The 17,759-nt window shown below is 59.5% G+C and carries 14 protein-coding genes and 1 tRNA gene; 12 read left to right on the top strand and 3 right to left on the bottom strand.

Going from position 1 to position 17,759, the window contains the following annotated elements; genetic code table 11:
• The first annotated feature begins 189 nt into the window (after positions 1-189).
• The 3 genes from NIT7645_RS09800 (at position 190) to tuf (ending at position 4,692) form a co-directional block, all read left to right on the top strand.
• The gene (locus NIT7645_RS09800) at positions 190-2,538 is read left to right on the top strand and encodes a DNA topoisomerase IV subunit A (protein ID WP_050686898.1); all 2,349 of its coding nucleotides are present in this window, start codon (positions 190-192) and stop codon (positions 2,536-2,538) included.
• Positions 2,539-2,665: 127 nt separating this feature from the next.
• Positions 2,666-3,277 (top strand): hypothetical protein, encoded by a 612-nt coding sequence (locus NIT7645_RS09805; protein WP_050686900.1) that lies wholly within the window; start codon positions 2,666-2,668, stop codon positions 3,275-3,277.
• Positions 3,278-3,516: 239 nt separating this feature from the next.
• Positions 3,517-4,692 (top strand): elongation factor Tu, encoded by a 1,176-nt coding sequence (gene tuf, locus NIT7645_RS09810; protein WP_008560197.1) that lies wholly within the window; start codon positions 3,517-3,519, stop codon positions 4,690-4,692.
• A gap of 116 nt (positions 4,693-4,808) precedes the next feature.
• Here tuf and NIT7645_RS09815 read toward each other — a convergent pair whose 3' ends face one another.
• Positions 4,809-5,501, bottom strand: a complete 693-nt coding sequence (locus NIT7645_RS09815) for a lysophospholipid acyltransferase family protein (RefSeq protein ID WP_008561500.1) — start codon at positions 5,499-5,501, stop codon at positions 4,809-4,811.
• A gap of 169 nt (positions 5,502-5,670) precedes the next feature.
• Between NIT7645_RS09815 and NIT7645_RS09820 the strand changes: the two genes are divergently transcribed.
• Positions 5,671-5,746 (top strand) — tRNA-Trp (locus tag NIT7645_RS09820).
• 123 nt (positions 5,747-5,869) lie between these two features.
• Here NIT7645_RS09820 and NIT7645_RS09825 read toward each other — a convergent pair.
• Positions 5,870-8,062 carry an O-linked N-acetylglucosamine transferase, SPINDLY family protein gene (locus NIT7645_RS09825; RefSeq protein WP_050686902.1) on the bottom strand — a complete coding sequence of 731 codons (2,193 nt, stop codon included), beginning with the start codon at positions 8,060-8,062 and terminating at the stop codon, positions 5,870-5,872.
• Between the two features lie 256 nt (positions 8,063-8,318).
• Here NIT7645_RS09825 and secE point away from each other — a divergent pair, with 256 nt between their 5' ends.
• A complete protein-coding gene (gene secE / locus NIT7645_RS09830; protein ID WP_008560174.1) occupies positions 8,319-8,516 on the top strand; it encodes a preprotein translocase subunit SecE in 198 nt (65 codons plus the stop codon).
• Positions 8,517-8,797: 281 nt separating this feature from the next.
• Positions 8,798-9,331, top strand: a complete 534-nt coding sequence (gene nusG / locus NIT7645_RS09835) for a transcription termination/antitermination protein NusG (protein WP_008562981.1) — start codon at positions 8,798-8,800, stop codon at positions 9,329-9,331.
• 111 nt (positions 9,332-9,442) lie between these two features.
• Here nusG and NIT7645_RS19265 read toward each other — a convergent pair whose 3' ends face one another.
• On the bottom strand, positions 9,443-9,721 hold the full coding sequence (locus tag NIT7645_RS19265; protein WP_074964366.1) for a DUF6525 family protein: 279 nt from the start codon (positions 9,719-9,721) through the stop codon (positions 9,443-9,445).
• Between the two features lie 277 nt (positions 9,722-9,998).
• Here NIT7645_RS19265 and rplK point away from each other — a divergent pair, with 277 nt between their 5' ends.
• The 6 genes from rplK (at position 9,999) to rpoB (ending at position 17,744) form a co-directional block, all read left to right on the top strand.
• Positions 9,999-10,424: a 50S ribosomal protein L11 gene (gene rplK, locus NIT7645_RS09840; protein ID WP_008558913.1), complete on the top strand. Its 426-nt coding sequence runs from the start codon at positions 9,999-10,001 to the stop codon at positions 10,422-10,424.
• 1 nt (position 10,425) lies between these two features.
• Positions 10,426-11,124: a 50S ribosomal protein L1 gene (gene rplA, locus NIT7645_RS09845; RefSeq protein WP_008559557.1), complete on the top strand. Its 699-nt coding sequence runs from the start codon at positions 10,426-10,428 to the stop codon at positions 11,122-11,124.
• A gap of 9 nt (positions 11,125-11,133) precedes the next feature.
• Positions 11,134-12,069, top strand: coding sequence for a glycosyltransferase family 2 protein (locus NIT7645_RS09850; RefSeq protein ID WP_050686904.1), 936 nt, complete (start codon positions 11,134-11,136; stop codon positions 12,067-12,069).
• A gap of 291 nt (positions 12,070-12,360) precedes the next feature.
• Entirely contained in the window at positions 12,361-12,879 is a 519-nt protein-coding gene (gene rplJ / locus NIT7645_RS09855) for a 50S ribosomal protein L10 (protein WP_037302651.1), read from the top strand.
• Between the two features lie 81 nt (positions 12,880-12,960).
• Complete coding sequence (rplL, locus tag NIT7645_RS09860; protein ID WP_008559766.1) at positions 12,961-13,335, top strand: 50S ribosomal protein L7/L12; 375 nt, start codon at positions 12,961-12,963, stop codon at positions 13,333-13,335.
• A 272-nt stretch (positions 13,336-13,607) separates the two neighbouring features.
• Positions 13,608-17,744: a DNA-directed RNA polymerase subunit beta gene (gene rpoB, locus NIT7645_RS09865; RefSeq protein WP_037302652.1), complete on the top strand. Its 4,137-nt coding sequence runs from the start codon at positions 13,608-13,610 to the stop codon at positions 17,742-17,744.
• Positions 17,745-17,759 lie beyond the last annotated feature (15 nt).

Here is a 17,759-nt window from a genome sequence, read left to right on the forward strand (position 1 = left end):
CCCAGAATGTTCCGGCCAGATTACTATACGCTATATGGCGTAATTTCAGTAGGGGAGTTCCCGGCTGTTTCTCCCCCAACGGGTGAGAGGGCATAGCTGGGCCCTTGGTGCGTGCGAATGCTGGGGGTAACTGCGCATTTTCGGTCAGCCCTGCTTTACCAAGGCCAGAGGGGGCAGTATCACAAATGCATGACCGACCTGGTAGATGATCAAGACACCCCCGATTCCCCCGCATCCGGAGAAGTGCTGGAGCCGCTGCGCCGCGCCATTGGCGAGCGGTATCTGACCTATGCGCTCAGCACCATCATGCACCGGGCGCTGCCCGATGCGCGCGATGGTTTGAAACCGGTGCACCGTCGAATTCTCTATGCGATGAATCGCCTGCGGCTGAGTTCGTCCGGCGGCTTTCTCAAATCGGCCAAGATTTCCGGCGACACGATGGGGGATTTCCACCCCCACGGCGATGCGGCGATCTATGATGCCATGGCGCGCCTCGCCCAGGACTTTAACGTCCGCTACCCACTGGTCGATGGTCAGGGCAACTTTGGCAATATCGACGGCGATAACCCGGCGGCCTCGCGCTATACCGAAGCACGGATGACCTTCATCGCCGAGGCGATGCTGGAAGGGCTGAATGAAAACGCGGTTGATTTCCGTGACAACTATGATGGCCGTCTGACAGAGCCCGCGGTTCTGCCGGCGACTTTCCCAAATATTCTGGCCAATGGTGCATCGGGCATCGCCGTCGGGATGGCGACCAACATCCCGCCGCATAACATCGCTGAATTGATCGACGCCTGTATCCATCTGATCCGCACGCCGGATGCACGCGATGATACGCTGCTGAACTATGTTCCGGGGCCGGATTTTCCGACCGGCGGCATCATCGTCGAGCCCAAGGAAAACATCGCCAAGGCCTATAGCACCGGCCGCGGTTCTTTCCGTCTGCGGTGCCAGCACGAAGTCGAGGACCTGGGCCGCGGCCAGTGGCAGATTGTTGTCACCGAGATCCCTTACCAGGTTCAGAAATCCAAGCTGATCGAAAAGATCGCAGAGCTGATCCAGACCAAAAAGGTGCCGATCCTTGCAGATGTGCGTGACGAATCGGCTGACGACATCCGCATCATCCTGGAACCCAAGTCCAAGAATGTGGACCCTGAGGTTCTGATGAACATGATGTTCCGCAACTCGGATCTCGAAGTGCGGTTCAGCCTCAACATGAACGTGCTGATTGATGGTGTGACCCCAAAGGTCTGCTCGATGAAGGAAGTGCTGCGTGCCTTCCTCGACCATCGTCGTGACGTCCTGCAACGTCGCTCGCAGCACCGGATGGACAAGATCGACCACCGTCTGGAGGTTCTGGAAGGCTTCATCATTGCCTTCCTCAACCTGGACCGTGTGATCGATATCATCCGCTATGATGACGACCCCAAGGCAGCGTTGATGCGCGAGGACTGGGAGCGCGATCACCCGCGTGCCTACAGCGAGGCGGAATATGTCTCGCCGGGCGAGGGTGTGGGAGAGCTGACAGAGGTCCAGGCCGAAGCGATTCTCAATATGCGCCTGCGCAGTCTGCGCCGTCTGGAAGAGATCGAGCTGACCCGCGAACGCGACGCGCTGCGCGAGGAACGCGCGGGCCTGGTTGAGCTTCTGGGATCCGAAGAGTTGCAGTGGTCCCGGATCACCGAACAGCTCAAGGACACCAAGAAGCAGTTCGGCAAGGATTATGCTGGTGGCGCCCGTCGCACCCGTTTTGCCGAAGCAGGCGAAGTGGAAGACGTGCCGCTGGAGGCAATGATCGACCGAGAGCCGATCACCGTGGTGTGTTCGCAGATGGGCTGGATCCGCGCAATGACCGGCCACATCGACCTGAACCGCGAGCTGAAGTTCAAAGACGGCGATGGCCCGCGCTTCATCTTCCATGCGGAAACCACCGATCGTCTGCTGGTGTTTGGCTCAAACGGCCGTTTTTACACCGTCTCTGCGGCTAACCTGCCCGGCGGGCGTGGCATGGGCGAGCCCCTGCGCCTGATGGTCGATCTGCCGAACGAAGTTGAAATCGTTGATATCCTCATCCACAACCCCGATGGCAGGCTGTTGGTTGCCTCGGATGCGGGCAATGGCTTTATCTGTGCGGAAAAAGACATCGTGGCCCAGACCCGCAGCGGCAAGCAGGTGCTGAACGTCAAGGATGACGACAAGGCCAAGATCTGCATCCCGGTAGAGGGCGACCACGTTGCGGTGGTTTCTGAAAACGGCAAGTTCCTGGTCTTCTCTGTTGAAGAAATGCCCGAGCTGAGCCGTGGCAAGGGGGTTCGCCTTCAGAAATACAATATGGCCCGCGGCAAACAGGGCGCGCTGGAACTGGATGGTGGGCTGAGCGACATCACCACATTCAACTGGGATGAGGGGCTCAAGTGGGAAATGGGCGGTGGCAAGACCCGCCACGAGGGAGACCTGACCGAATGGCTTGGCAAACGTGCAAGCGTCGGCAAACGGCCTCCGCATGGTTTCCCGCGGAACTATAAATTCAAATAGGGCGCTCATAGCGCCCTGTGACCTGTGACCTCAGCGCCACCCGGTCCCCGGCCTTGGACGGTATGTCTTTACCGCTGCCGGGCCGGGCGGCTATCTGGGAACAGATGTTTTTCACAATGAGACTGTCATGATCCGCATTTTTGCCCTTCTGGCCGCCCTGGTCACTCTTGCTGCCTGCACAGCGGCTGCTCCGGATGAACCTCTCGAGGATCTGGGCGCCTTCAAGCTGGGCCATAATATCGTGATCGCGTCCAAGGTGCAGATGGTGCCCGGCTCGCGTGAGGTGTCGCAGGAGGAATGGATCGACGCGCTGAAGAACGAGGTGGACGCCCGCTTCAGCCAATATGACGGCGATCAGCTCTATCATTTCGGGATCAGTGTCGAAGGCTACTTTGTCGCTCCGGGCGGCGTTCCTCTGGTGCTGAGCCCGAAATCGGTTCTGGCCATCAATGTGACGGTCTGGGATGACGCCGCGGGCTCCAAGCTGAACCAGGAGGTGAAGAAATTCACCGTCTTTGAAACCACCACTGCGGACAGCTTCCTGGTGGGGTCGGGACATGCGCGCACCCGCGAAGAGCAGATCCTGGGACTGGCGCGCAATGCTATCGGTCAGATCGAAGACTGGATGGTCGAACAGCACAAGGAAAATGGCTGGTTCGATGCCAAGTCAACCGCCGCTGAGGCGACTGATACGGGGGCGGCCCCGGCTGCCGACGCCACCAACGAGGTTGCGGGCTAAGCCATCGCCTCTCTCCAGTTCCTGAAGAAACTCCGCTAGGCACAGGCGGGGTTTTCTGCGTTTCATGCGCTGGTTTGTGCGATCTACGCGCAACTCTTGGCAAATGGCACGCAGTTGCCGATCAATCATGGGCCGACGCACAGGAACGGGTTGATTTTCGTCCACAAACCAAATAAGCCGCGCGCGCAGAGGAAAACCGGGTCACGTTTCGACCCCCAGTTCAAAAGGGCGCCTACAGAATGGCTAAGGAAAAGTTTGAGCGTACAAAACCGCACGTCAACATCGGCACCATCGGCCACGTTGACCACGGCAAAACCACGCTGACCGCAGCGATCACCAAGTACTTCGGTGACTTCAAAGCCTACGACCAGATCGACGGCGCACCGGAAGAAAAAGCACGCGGCATCACCATCTCCACCGCACACGTGGAATATGAAACCGCAGACCGTCACTACGCACACGTCGACTGCCCCGGCCACGCTGACTATGTGAAAAACATGATCACAGGTGCGGCGCAGATGGACGGCGCGATCCTGGTTGTGAACGCAGCTGACGGCCCGATGCCGCAGACCCGCGAGCACATCCTGCTGGGCCGCCAGGTTGGCATCCCGAAGATGGTCGTGTTCATGAACAAGGTTGACCAGGTTGACGACGAAGAGCTGCTCGAGCTCGTCGAAATGGAAATCCGTGAACTGCTGTCCTCCTACGACTACCCGGGCGACGATATCCCGATCGTTGCAGGTTCCGCTCTGGCGGCGATGGAAGGCAACAAGCCTGAGATCGGCGAAGAGAAAATCAAGGAACTGATGGCGGCTGTTGACGAGTACATCGACACCCCCGAGCGCGCTGTTGACCAGCCGTTCCTGATGCCGATCGAAGACGTGTTCTCGATCTCCGGCCGTGGTACCGTTGTGACCGGTCGTGTTGAGCGCGGCGTGATCAACGTTGGCGACGCGATCGAGATCGTTGGTATCCGTGACACCACCAACACCACCTGTACCGGTGTTGAAATGTTCCGCAAGCTGCTGGACCGTGGTGAAGCAGGCGACAACATCGGCGCGCTGCTGCGTGGTGTTGACCGTGACGGCGTTGAGCGTGGTCAGGTTCTGTGTAAGCCGGGTTCCGTGAAGCCGCACACCAAGTTCGAAGCTGAGGCCTACATCCTCACCAAAGAAGAAGGTGGTCGTCACACCCCGTTCTTCGCGAACTACCGTCCGCAGTTCTACTTCCGCACCACCGACGTGACCGGCACCGTGACCCTGCCGGAAGGCACCGAGATGGTTATGCCGGGCGACAACCTGAAGTTCGACGTTGAACTGATCGCCCCGATCGCGATGGAGCAGGGCCTGCGCTTCGCGATCCGCGAAGGCGGCCGCACCGTCGGCGCCGGCGTTGTGTCGAAGATCACTGAATAATTCGCTCTAGCGAATGATCAGACGGAAAAGGGCGCCCGATGGGCGCCCTTTTTCTTTGCAGCGCCTGCAGACTTGGGCAGAAACCCGTCCAAGCAGAGCGCTCCTTTGTCTTTGCCTTACGTGCGCAGGGGCTGCCCGACGGCGCGGTCGGCTGTATCCGTGATATCGTCCAGCGAGGTTTCAATGCTCTGGCGCAGGAGTTCGAAATCCTCGTCGCTTGGCTTTTTCGGGACCTCGTCCGTCCATTCCCGGCACATCAGCACCCCGCGCGAAAACGGCAGCGGCAGCATCTGTTTGTCCCAGGTGGGCAGGCGCAACACGCGACGCTCTGCAAAGGCGACGGTGAACACGCGGCAGCCTGTCATCCGCGCCCAGGTGATTGGCACGCCGGATGAGATGCGGGCCGGGCCGCGCGGGCCATCAGCTGCGATCCCGATCGAGCATCCCTCCTTTGTGCGGCGCAGGACTTCGCGCGACAAGGCGACATGGCGCTTGTGGCTCGACATCGGGATGGTCTCAAAACCCAGGCGCACCAGTATCTGGCCCGCCAGTCGTCCGGCGCGGGCGGCGGAGGTCAGCGCGCAGATGCGGCCCAGGGATGTGTCGAACAGATAAGGTGCCATGATCAGCCGTTGGTGCCAGAGCACGAAAATCACCGGCTCTCCCCGGCGCACGCAGGCGTCCATTTCCTCAAACCCTGTGCGTGTCCAACGTGAGGTTCGGAAGGCGAATCGCACATAGCCCGCCAGGAGCGCCTCAACGGCACGGTTTACTTTCGGGCTGTCAGCGATCTTTTTGCGCAGGCTCACGGGGATTTCCCTTTCCCAGGACAGGTCTGTTGGCCCTGTCATACTGAACCAGAGCCACCGGGGCCAGCCAGAGCCGAGAGCAGAGCAGCTGTTTGGCGGAAAACCCTGCGTCTTCTGCGATTTCCCTCTTGCCAGTGGCGCAGCTCTGCCTTAGGAACTGCCGCACCGTAGGGGTATAGCTCAGTTGGTAGAGCGACGGTCTCCAAAACCGTAGGTCGCGGGTTCGAACCCTGCTGCCCCTGCCATTTTTCTATACATCGAACTCTTTCGCGCAATGGGTGACCTGCGGTCGCGTGATCTGTGTGGCGTGTCATGTGCCAACGCCCCAGCCGTGGCCGGGGCGTCTGACGGTTGTCGAATGGCTGTTATCAGGCGGCGTGGATCGGGCCGGATGCTGCACGAACCGGCGCGAACTCCGCAGGGATCACGGGATCTGGCGCGGTATTGGCCGGAACTGTCATATGCTGCGGTGGCAGGCCTTCAAGGCAGCGGGCAAAGGCCATTTCAAAACCTCGTTCCAGATCGCGGGCATAGCGGCTGTTGTCGAACAGCGGCGCCTTGGCCTGCATCAGCCGCAGCTTGCTGCGCAGCGTCATCAGCTGGTCACGATCCTCAGCGAGCTCCAATGCGCGCGCCTCATACGTCTTTTCGCTGGTGGTGAGCAATTCACCAAGCCCCGCCGCAGTGAGGAGGCTGGCCGTTGTCCGTGCCGCAAACTGGCGACCTGCCATCGACAGAACCGGCAGCCCTGCAATCAGCGCCTCGCGGGCTGTTGGCCCTGCGTTCAATGTAAAGGTATCCAGGAACAGGTCCGCGACCTTTGCACGTGCCATGCGTTCGCTGCCATCACAGGCCGGGCCAAAGATCAGCCGCTCGGGAGAGACACCACGCGCTTCGGCCTCTTTGCGCAGGGCCACCTGTGCCTTGGTGGGGTAGGCGGGCATCCACAGAACGCTGTCGTCCACTTTGGTCAGAAGGCGCATCCAGATGTCATACTCTCGCGGGGTGATGGCATGGCTGGGGGCCAATGTGCAGAACACAAAGCCATCATCAGGCAGACCACAATCGCGACGGCTGAATTGATGACCCGAAAGATCCGGCGCCTCGATGCTGCCATGGTAGCTGTGCGGCATGCGGATCAGATGCTCTTCAAAGTAACGCTCGCTGCCGGGTGGGCAGGTGACGGCATCGGTCAGAAGATAGTCATAGGCCAGTGTCCCCATCGTGCCGGGAAAGCCGGGCAGGGCGATCTGCACAGGTGCGATTCGGGCGCCAAAGACCTGGGTCTCTACCTCTTCGGTAAAGCTGGTCAGATCAATCGCGATGTCCAGCTTGTCAGCCTGCGCCTGAGTGCGGATGGTGCTGGCCGCCAGGCCGCGCAGATCGCGATGGTGAACATGGGCGCAGCCTTCGCGTGCGGGGCCTGCAACATAGGCATAGAGCGCAAAACGGCTGGTGTCGTGCTGGGCCAGTAGCGTGTCGAGGCGGTCCAGCGCGTCGCGGTCTCGGGCTGAGCTCACGAAATATCCGATGCGCAGCTGAACAGGGCGGCTGTCTGTCGCGGCAGCGAGGTGAACCGGTTCAGCAGTCGGTGCCGCATGGGCATGGGCCTGCATCCGTATCCGCAGCAGGTCGGGGTTGTCCTCAAGGCCGATCAGCGCCAGTGGCGCGCAGGCGGATCCCCGCAGGCCAAGATTGCGGCGGTGTGCCTGATATTCGTCAATCCACCGCCAGTCACATAATTCGGCCATCAGCCGCAGCTTGCGCGCCCGCGCGCGGTCGTCTGCGGGGCGGGCCACGAGGATCTGCTCCAGATGATGGATCGCCTCGGCCTGTCGCCCTGCCTGACCGGCCATCTGGGCCAGATTATAGCGGGCTTCAAGAAAGTTCGGCGCATAGCGGGCGGCCTGTTCATACAGCTTGCAGGCAACGTCGACATTGCCAAGCTGGCGCTGGATGTTGGCACGATTGTACAGAAGCTGCGCGTTGTCTGGCGCCTGCTCAATCGCCTTGGCAAAGCATTCATCTGCCTCGATAATCTTGTCTTGTTCCAACAGGGTGTTGCCCATGTTGTTGAGCGCGGGCAGACAGGCCGGATCAAGCGAGAGTGCCTTTTTGTACAGCGCCAGTGCATCCTGTCCGCGGTTCTGGCGTTTGTAGACATCGCCCATCGCGGCAAAGGTGGTCGCGGATGTGGGCTGCAGTTCGCAGGCTTTGTTCAGGCAGGTCGCCGCCTCGTCCAACGCGTTTTGCGCCAGATGGCAGCGGCCAAGCAGTTCCCACAGAAAGGCGGATTTGCGGTGGGTGTTCAGCAATTCGGCGCATCGTGCCGCGGCTTGCTGGTATTGGCCATGTTGATACAGCGCGGTCAGCTGCTCCTGCAGATCGGGGTCCAGCGCCTTTGCGGCCTGCGGTGGCAGGCTGCGGCTGCGGCCGGGGAGCTGGCCAGACAATTTCATCGTCAGTGGCGGAGCCGTGTGCGCATCGCGTTGCGGATCAGCGGCCAGGATGCCGGAATTGGTCGGGTCGTTCGCCTGTCGATCTGTAGGTGCGAGGGTCATGGAATCCTATCTCATAATCGCGCTCGAATAGGGGGTCGCGGCGTTGCGCTGGAAGAGCCCGCGCCCCATGGCCAACGTTTATGACCCTCGAAAATTAAGATAGAATTGATCAGACCTGCGAAACTTGACGTCCGGTCAGATGGTTGGATGCGCGGCCTGATGCCGGGGCAGAGCGGCGCCGCCGGGGGCGGGGCTTGAAATTGCCATAGTCTCCGGTTACATCGCAGACTGATTGCTAGCAGAGAGAAACCGCCTCATGGCCACTACAAACCCCGTCCAGTTCATCCAGCAGGTCCGCGCAGAAGTCTCCAAGGTCGTTTGGCCGACCCGTCGTGAGGTGCTGCTGACCACCGTGATGGTGTTTGTCATGGCGGCGCTGACTGCCGTGTTCTTTGCGATCGTTGATATCCTGATCCGTTTCGGGCTTGAGGGTATCCTGGGCATGTTCGGCTGATTTCAGCCTTCCGCACAGCTTGATTGATTGGCCGGGAGACCGGCCTTTCTTGTCGTCCGGCGGATAGGATGGTGTTCATCTAACCGTCGGCTTGGCATCCGCAAATCTTGGCTGGCCTCTTGATCTTGGTCGACTGGGGCGGTAGGTCAGCCGTAACTCTGACGATGGCGTGTGGCGATTCGTGTCGCGCGCCGCTTTTCGTTAGGCGCAGCTTGGGCTGCAATTGATTTCAGCAGTGGCCGAGAGTTTCCGGCCCAAGAGACACAAGGACGATCAGGTTCATGGCGAAACGGTGGTATTCGGTCAGCGTTCTTTCGAACTTCGAAAAGAAAATCGCAGAGCAGATCCGCACCTCGGTCGCAGAACACGGCCTTGAGGACGAGATCGACGAAGTGCTGGTTCCCACCGAAGAGGTGATCGAGATTCGTCGCGGCAAAAAGGTCTCGACCGAGCGTCGCTTCATGCCGGGTTACGTTCTGGTGCACATGGAAATGTCCGACCGCGGATATCACCTGATTTCCTCGATCAACCGTGTGACTGGCTTCCTCGGCCCGCAGGGCCGCCCGATGCCGATGCGCGACGCAGAGGTGCAGGGCATCCTGGGTCGAGTTCAGGAAGGCGAAGAAGCCCCGCGCACCCTCATCTCCTTTGAGGTTGGTGAGAAGGTCAAAGTCAACGACGGTCCGTTCGAAGACTTTGATGGCATGGTCGAAGGCGTCGATGACGAAAACCAGAAGCTCAAGGTCACCGTCTCCATCTTCGGTCGCGAAACCCCGGTGGAACTGGATTTCACTCAGGTGACCAAGCAGGGCTGATTGCTCTCCACCGTCAGAATTCAAAACGCCGCGTTGGGTTCAACGCGGCGTTTTTTGTTTGTCCTGTAGCCCCCTGAACGTCCGATCCGCGTGTTGCGGGCTGGCTGGTTCTCAGCGCGATGCATTGGGGTGATCGCGTCCCCAGATCGCTCGTGTGTCCTTTGCGGTTAGTTTCTGCTCAATCCGGTCCAGCTCATTCAGCGCCAGTTTTCGATCGCCGGTGCGGGCGAGGGCGGTTTTGAAGGTTCGCTGAACTGACGGCACGCTCCAGGGTAGGGCGGCTGAGGAAACCCACCTGCGCAAATCTGCGGGGAGGTTATCGTAATCCTGCATGGGATTGCGTCTGTTGCGTGAGCGCTTGAGACTGGTTCGGCCCAGATTTCCCGGCATATGTGGGTTCCTCTAATATTTAGCCCCGGCAAAGTTGGCGGGGTCGCGAGTTGGACGTCTGTTATATGATAACATAGCAACCTGCAATCGGTTCGAGCCGCAATCGAACTGTGACCTCTCCGCCCACTTGCCAACCCCCGCATTCCCCTGTACATGCGCCCCTATCGTCTTCGGGCGAGATTCTCTCGTGGGAGATCGACGGGTCGCGACCCTGAAATCTGACCACGCAACATACTCCGGGCGGAACGCGTTTCGTCCTCGTTGAAAGGAACACCAAATGGCTAAGAAGCTTGTTGGCACAATGAAGCTGCAAGTGCCCGCCGGTAAGGCAAACCCGTCCCCGCCGGTTGGTCCGGCACTGGGTCAGCGCGGCATCAACATCATGGAATTCTGCAAGGCGTTCAACGCCAAGACGCAGGAAATGGAGCCCGGCGCGCCGTGCCCGACCGTGATCAGCTACTACCAGGACAAGTCCTTCACCATGGACATCAAGACGCCGCCTGCGTCTTACTACCTGAAAAAAGCTGCCAAGGTGAAATCCGGCGCGAACAACCCGTCGCGTGAAACCGTGGGCACCGTGACCGTTGCTCAGGTGAAGGAAATCGCCGAAGCGAAAATGAAAGATCTGAACGCGAACGATATCGACGCGGCAATGCAGATCATCCTGGGCTCTGCCCGCTCCATGGGCATCGAGGTGAAGTAATATGGCAAAGCTCGGTAAACGTACCCGCGCCGCGCGCGAAGCTTTCGCAGGCAAAGAAAACCTGTCCGTGGAAGAAGCTGTTGCCCTGATCAAGGCAAATGCCAACGCCAAGTTTGACGAGACCGTCGAAATCGCTCTGAACCTGGGCGTTGACACCCGTCACGCAGACCAGATGGTTCGCGGCGTTGTTGGTCTGCCCAACGGCACCGGCAAAGACATGCGTGTTGCTGTTTTCGCACGTGGCCCCAAGGCTGACGAAGCGAAAGAGGCTGGCGCAGATATCGTTGGTGCAGAAGACCTGATGGAATCCATCCAGGGCGGCAACATCGACTTTGATCGCTGCATCGCAACCCCGGACATGATGCCGATCGTCGGTCGTCTGGGCAAAGTGCTTGGCCCGCGCAACCTGATGCCGAACCCCAAGGTTGGCACCGTGACCATGGACGTGAAAGCAGCCGTGGAAGCAGCCAAAGGCGGCGAAGTTCAGTTCAAAGCTGAAAAAGGCGGCGTTGTGCACGCAGGCGTTGGCAAAGCGTCCTTCGACGAAGCCAAGCTGATCGAAAACGTGAAGGCGTTCATCTCTGCGGTTGCCAAGGCAAAGCCGTCGGGTGCCAAAGGCGCTTACATGAAGAAAATCGCTCTGTCCTCCACCATGGGCCCGGGCGTGACCGTTAACGTGGAAACCGCTGTCTCCGAGTAAGGATCGACAGTGGCGACAGAGCCGATCTGGCGCCTTGGCGCCATCCTGAACGAAAGCCTGGCGACGACCTTGCGGTTTGCGGCCTGGCATCTCGAACTGGGGGCGGATCGGCTCTTTCTCCTCTTTGACAATCCTCAGGACCCTGCGATCGGGGTCCTGAGGAACCATCCCAAGATTACCTGCATCCCCTGCACGCCCGATTTCTGGGCAGAACTGGGTCTGACGCAGGGCACCCGCTTTACCAAACGACAGAACGCTGCACTGACCTGGGTTTACCGGCAGGTCTCTGATGGCTGGTTTCTGAATGTGGACGCGGATGAGTTTCTCTTTCCCGGACCCAAGGGGCTTGCCCCGCTCCTGGCTGATGTTCCGGAAACGGACAGCGCTGTTCGGATCCTGACGGCGGAGGCTGTTGCATGGTCGGGGCAGGGGGGCACCGTCACCCGATTCCGGCTGCCGATGGAACGTCGCCCGACCCGCCGCAGTGTCTATGGTGCTGACGCTGGCCTGTTTGGTCCGCGCCGACTGGGGTTGGTGGGGCATCCGCAAGGTAAATCTCTGACCCGGGCCGGGTTGCCGGATGTGAGGTTGCGCCAGCACTGGCCCCAGAACGCAGCCGGCGAACGGCTGCCGGAGAAGGTGATCGACGCGGGTACTGGCGCCTATCTGCTCCATTTCATCGGGCTGGACTTCGCAGCCTGGCGCAGCAAGGTGGATTGGCGGCTCCAGTCGCGCGGTTTCAGTGGCCCCTTGTCCGAGAAAGTCAGCGAGGCGCTTCTGTGCGAGGATGCAGAGGACAGGCTTCTGGATCTTCATCGGCGCCTGCATCACGTGAGCCCTGATGTTTGGGCCCGGATGGAGGCCGCAGGGGTGGCGCTTTCGCTGTCGATTGATCTTGATGCGCCGGTTTTGCGGCAGTTTTCGCTTGACCTTGCGGATGGTTGACAGGGCGGGCCCTTTTTGCCCTTGGAAAACTGCTGAAATAGGACTAACTACGACCTCGAAGTGAAGCGCGCGATTCGTCGTGCGCTTTATTTCATTTCGTCCAAGATGGTGGGTGGCCTGTCGATCGGGTCTTAATTTCCCTCCTGAGACGGGAAAGACCAAACGATCGAGGGAATTCAAACCCTCGGGTGATTTTGGCTCACCCCGTAAAACGGACTTGAACGCTGGGCAGCAATGCCGGGCATATCAATGAGCCGGGATACGCAAGTGTCCCTAAACTTGGAGAGAACTGTGGATAGAGCCCAGAAAGAGAGAGTGGTCGACGAGCTCGGCCAGATCTTCGAAAGCTCTGGCGTGGTGGTCGTAGCCCACTACACCGGTCTGACAGTTGCAGAGATGCAGGACCTGCGAGCGCGCGCAAGCGCAGCTGGTAGTGCCGTGCGTGTTGCCAAGAACAGGCTCGCCAAAATCGCCCTCGAGGGTAAGCCGTGTGAAAGCATGTCTGACCTGCTGACAGGGATGACCGTTCTGACCTATTCCGAGGACCCCGTGGCAGCAGCCAAGGTGGCCGAGGACTTCGCCAAGGAGAACAAAAAGTTCGAAATCCTTGGCGGTGCAATGGGCGAGAACGCTCTGGACCGCGCAGGCGTTGAAGCCGTGTCGAAAATGCCGTCCCGCGAGGAGCTTATTGCTACCATCGCAGGCATGCTTGGCGCACCTGCTTCCAACATCGCCGGCGCAATTGGCGCACCTGCAAGCAACATCGCAAGCATCCTTTCGACCATCGAAGAGAAGGCGGAAGCTGCGTAAGCGGTTGGCACTGAATGACTGGCGTCGGGCATCCGCCCGCACGTTGGAACACACACACTGTAAACGGAAAGAGCTGATACAATGGCTGATCTGAAAGCACTCGCAGAAAGCATCGTGGGTCTGACCCTGCTGGAAGCACAAGAACTGAAAACCATCCTGAAAGACGAATATGGCATCGAGCCCGCAGCTGGCGGCGCAGTTGTCATGGCAGCTGGCGGCGACGCCGGTGGCGCAGCAGAAGAAGAAAAGACCGAGTTTGACGTCGTTCTGAAAAACGCTGGCGCATCCAAAATCAACGTGATCAAAGAAGTTCGCGGCATCACCGGTCTTGGCCTGAAAGAAGCCAAAGAGCTGGTCGAAGCTGGCGGCAAGATCAAAGAAGGCGTGGACAAAGCCGAAGCAGAAGACATCAAGGGCAAGCTGGAAGCAGCTGGCGCAGAAGTCGAGCTGGCCTAAGCTACGCGATACGGGACAACATTGGTTTCCTTCGGGGAGCCCCTGAACATCCCGGAAATTTGGCTGGGCCCGGTAATAACCGGGTCCAGCCGAACCTGTCTTAGAAAGGGCCCTAATTCCGGGGCGTTTTTTCAGGCGAGGTTCAAAGGATCGGGAGGCCACCATTCGGGAAGGTGGTCATGAATTGATCCGAACACGCTGTCTCGTATGGGCAAGGTGCCGGGGCCCGGCGGCATCCTTGTTCAGTGAGAATTGGAAAGGTGACATCTGACATGGCTCAATCGTTCCTTGGCCAGAAACGTCTTCGCAAATACTACGGTAAAATCCGCGAAGTCCTGGACATGCCGAACCTCATCGAGGTCCAGAAATCTTCTTACGACCTCTTCTTGCGCTCTGGTGATGCAGAACAGCCGCTCGACGGCGAAGGCATCATGGGCGTGTTCCAGTCGGTATTCCCGATCAAGGACTTTAATGAGACCTCTGTCCTTGAGTTCGTGAAATACTCCTTCGAGCGTCCGAAGTACGACGTCGAGGAATGCATGCAGCGCGACATGACCTATTCGGCTCCGCTGAAGGTCACTCTGCGACTGATCGTATTTGATGTCGACGAAGACACCGGCGCGAAGTCGGTCAAGGACATCAAGGAACAGGACGTCTACATGGGCGACATGCCCCTGATGACTCCGAACGGCACATTTGTGGTCAACGGCACCGAGCGTGTGATCGTGTCCCAGATGCACCGTAGCCCCGGCGTGTTCTTTGACCACGACAAGGGCAAGACCCACTCCTCGGGCAAACTGCTGTTCGCCTGCCGCATCATCCCGTACCGCGGCTCCTGGCTGGACTTCGAGTTTGACGCCAAGGACATCGTCTTTGCCCGTATCGACCGTCGTCGTAAGCTGCCTGTGACCACCCTGCTCTATGCGCTGGGTCTGGACCAGGAAGGCATCATGGATGCCTACTACAACACGGTTAACTTCAAGCTCGAGAAGAGCCGTGGCTGGGTCACACCGTTCTTCCCGGAGCGCGTGCGTGGCACCCGTCCGACCTATGATCTGGTTGACGCCGCCACTGGCGAGATCTTTGCCGAAGCCGGCAAGAAGGTCACTCCGCGCGCAGTCAAGAAGATGATCGACGAAGGCACCATCACTGAGCTGCTGGTTCCCTTCGAGCACATCGTTGGCAAATACGTCGCAAAAGATATCATCAACGAAGAAAACGGCGCGATCTACGTCGAGGCTGGCGATGAGCTGACCCTCGAGTATGACAAAGGCGGCGATATCATCGGTGGTACCGTCAAGGAACTGCTGGATGCGGGCATCACCGACATTCCGGTTCTGGACATCGACAACATCAACGTCGGCCCCTACATGCGCAACACCATGGCGCAGGACAAGAACATGGGTCGCGAAACCGCGCTCATGGACATCTACCGCGTCATGCGTCCGGGTGAGCCGCCGACCGTTGAAGCAGCCAGCGCGCTGTTTGACACCCTGTTCTTCGATAGCGAGCGTTACGACCTGTCGGCCGTTGGTCGCGTGAAGATGAACATGCGTCTGGCACTGGACGCCGAAGACACCCAGCGTACCCTGCGCAAGGAAGACATCGTTTCCTGCATCAAGGCCCTGGTTGAGCTGCGCGACGGCAAAGGCGACATCGACGACATCGACCACCTCGGCAACCGTCGTGTGCGTTCCGTTGGCGAACTGATGGAAAACCAGTACCGCGTCGGTCTGCTGCGCATGGAGCGTGCGATCAAGGAGCGTATGTCCTCTGTCGAGATCGACACCGTCATGCCGCAGGACCTGATCAACGCGAAACCGGCGGCTGCTGCCGTTCGTGAATTCTTCGGCTCCTCGCAGCTGTCGCAGTTCATGGACCAGACCAACCCGCTGTCCGAAGTGACGCACAAGCGTCGTCTCTCGGCGCTTGGCCCGGGCGGTCTGACCCGTGAGCGTGCAGGCTTTGAGGTCCGCGACGTTCACCCGACCCACTACGGTCGTATGTGTCCGATTGAAACGCCGGAAGGTCCGAACATCGGTCTGATCAACTCGCTGGCAACCTTTGCCCGTGTGAACAAATACGGTTTCATCGAAACGCCGTACCGCGTGGTGAAAGAAGGGCAAGTGACCGACGAGGTTCACTACATGTCCGCCACCGAAGAAATGCGCCACACTGTTGCGCAGGCGAACGCGACCCTCGATGAGAACGGCAAGTTCATCAACGATCTCGTCTCTACCCGTCAGTCCGGCGACTACACCCTTGCTCCGAACGAAAGCGTTGACCTGATCGACGTTTCGCCAAAGCAGTTGGTTTCGGTTGCGGCCTCGCTCATTCCGTTCCTGGAAAACGACGACGCGAACCGCGCTCTCATGGGTTCGAACATGCAACGTCAGGCGGTTCCGCTGCTGCGCGCAGAAGCGCCGCTGGTCGGTACCGGCATCGAAGAGATCGTGGCACGGGATTCCGGCGCGGCCATCATGGCCAAGCGTGCAGGTATCATCGACCAGATCGACGCACAGCGTATCGTGATCCGGGCAACCGAAGATCTGGAGCTGGGCGACGCGGGCGTTGATATCTACCGCATGCGCAAGTTCCAGCGTTCCAACCAGAACACCTGCATCAACCAGCGTCCGCTGGTGAAAGTAGGTCAGCAGGTCCGCAAGGGCGAAGTGATTGCCGATGGTCCGTCCACCGATATGGGTGAACTGGCTCTGGGTAAGAACGTTGTCGTCGCGTTCATGCCGTGGAACGGTTACAACTACGAAGACTCCATCCTGATCTCCGAGCGCATCGCGCGTGACGACGTCTTCACCTCGATTCACATCGAGGAATTCGAAGTCGCTGCACGTGACACCAAGCTTGGTCCGGAAGAAATCACTCGCGACATCCCGAACGTCGGTGAAGAAGCGCTGCGCAACCTCGACGAGGCTGGCATCGTGTACATCGGTGCTGACGTGGAGCCGGGCGACATTCTGGTTGGCAAGATCACACCAAAGGGCGAAAGCCCGATGACCCCGGAAGAAAAGCTGCTGCGCGCCATCTTTGGCGAAAAGGCATCTGACGTGCGCGACACCTCGCTGCGCGTTAAGCCGGGCGACTATGGTACCGTGGTTGAGGTTCGCGTCTTCAACCGTCACGGCGTCGAAAAAGACGAACGTGCGCTGCAGATCGAGCGTGAGGAAGTCGAACGTCTGGCCCGTGACCGGGACGACGAACTCGGCATTCTTGACCGCAACATCTATGCACGTCTGCGCGGCATGCTGCTTGGCAAAACCGCTGTCAAAGGCCCCAAAGGCATCAAGGCAGGTTCGGTCATCACCGAAGAGCTGCTGGACAGCCTGAGCCGTGGTCAGTGGTGGATGCTCGCACTGGAAGACGAGCAGGACGCACAGGTCGTTGAGGCGCTGAACGAGCAGTACGAAGCACAGAAACGTGCTCTGGACGCCCGTTTTGAAGACAAGGTAGAGAAAGTCCGTCGTGGCGACGATCTGCCGCCGGGTGTGATGAAGATGGTCAAAGTCTTCATCGCGGTTAAGCGCAAGCTGCAGCCGGGCGACAAGATGGCCGGTCGTCACGGGAACAAAGGTGTTATTTCCAAGGTTGTTCCGATGGAAGACATGCCGTTCCTGGCCGATGGTACCCCCGTCGACTTCTGTCTGAACCCGCTCGGCGTTCCGTCGCGTATGAACGTTGGTCAGATCCTTGAGACCCACATGGGCTGGGCCGCACGCGGTCTGGGCATCAAAGTGGACGAGGCCCTGCAGGAATACCGCCGCTCCGGCGACCTGACACCGGTCCGTGAAGCGATGCACCACGCCTATGGCGACGATGTCTATGATGAAGGCATCGCCGATATGTCCGAAGAGGATCTGCTGGAAGCGGCAGGCAACGTCACCCGTGGCGTTCCGATCGCAACTCCGGTCTTCGACGGCGCCAAGGAAGACGACGTGAACGACGCGCTGGTCCGTGCTGGTTTCGATCAGTCTGGTCAGTCCATCCTGTTCGACGGCCGCACAGGCGAGCAGTTTGCCCGCCCCGTGACCGTTGGCATCAAGTACCTGCTGAAACTGCACCACCTGGTCGACGACAAGATCCACGCGCGTTCGACTGGTCCGTACTCCCTCGTTACCCAGCAGCCGCTGGGTGGTAAGGCGCAGTTCGGTGGTCAGCGCTTTGGTGAGATGGAGGTCTGGGCTCTGGAAGCTTACGGCGCCGCCTACACCCTGCAGGAGATGCTCACCGTCAAGTCGGATGACGTCGCAGGCCGGACCAAGGTCTATGAAAGCATCGTCAAGGGCGAAGACAACTTCGAAGCGGGCGTGCCGGAATCGTTCAACGTTCTGGTCAAGGAAGTCCGTGGTCTCGGCCTGAATATGGAACTCCTGGATGCGGAGGTTGAGGAGTAAGGGCTTCGGCCCTTA

Source organism: Phaeobacter italicus (assembly GCF_001258055.1).
Taxonomy (GTDB): Bacteria; Pseudomonadota; Alphaproteobacteria; order Rhodobacterales; family Rhodobacteraceae; genus Phaeobacter; species Phaeobacter italicus.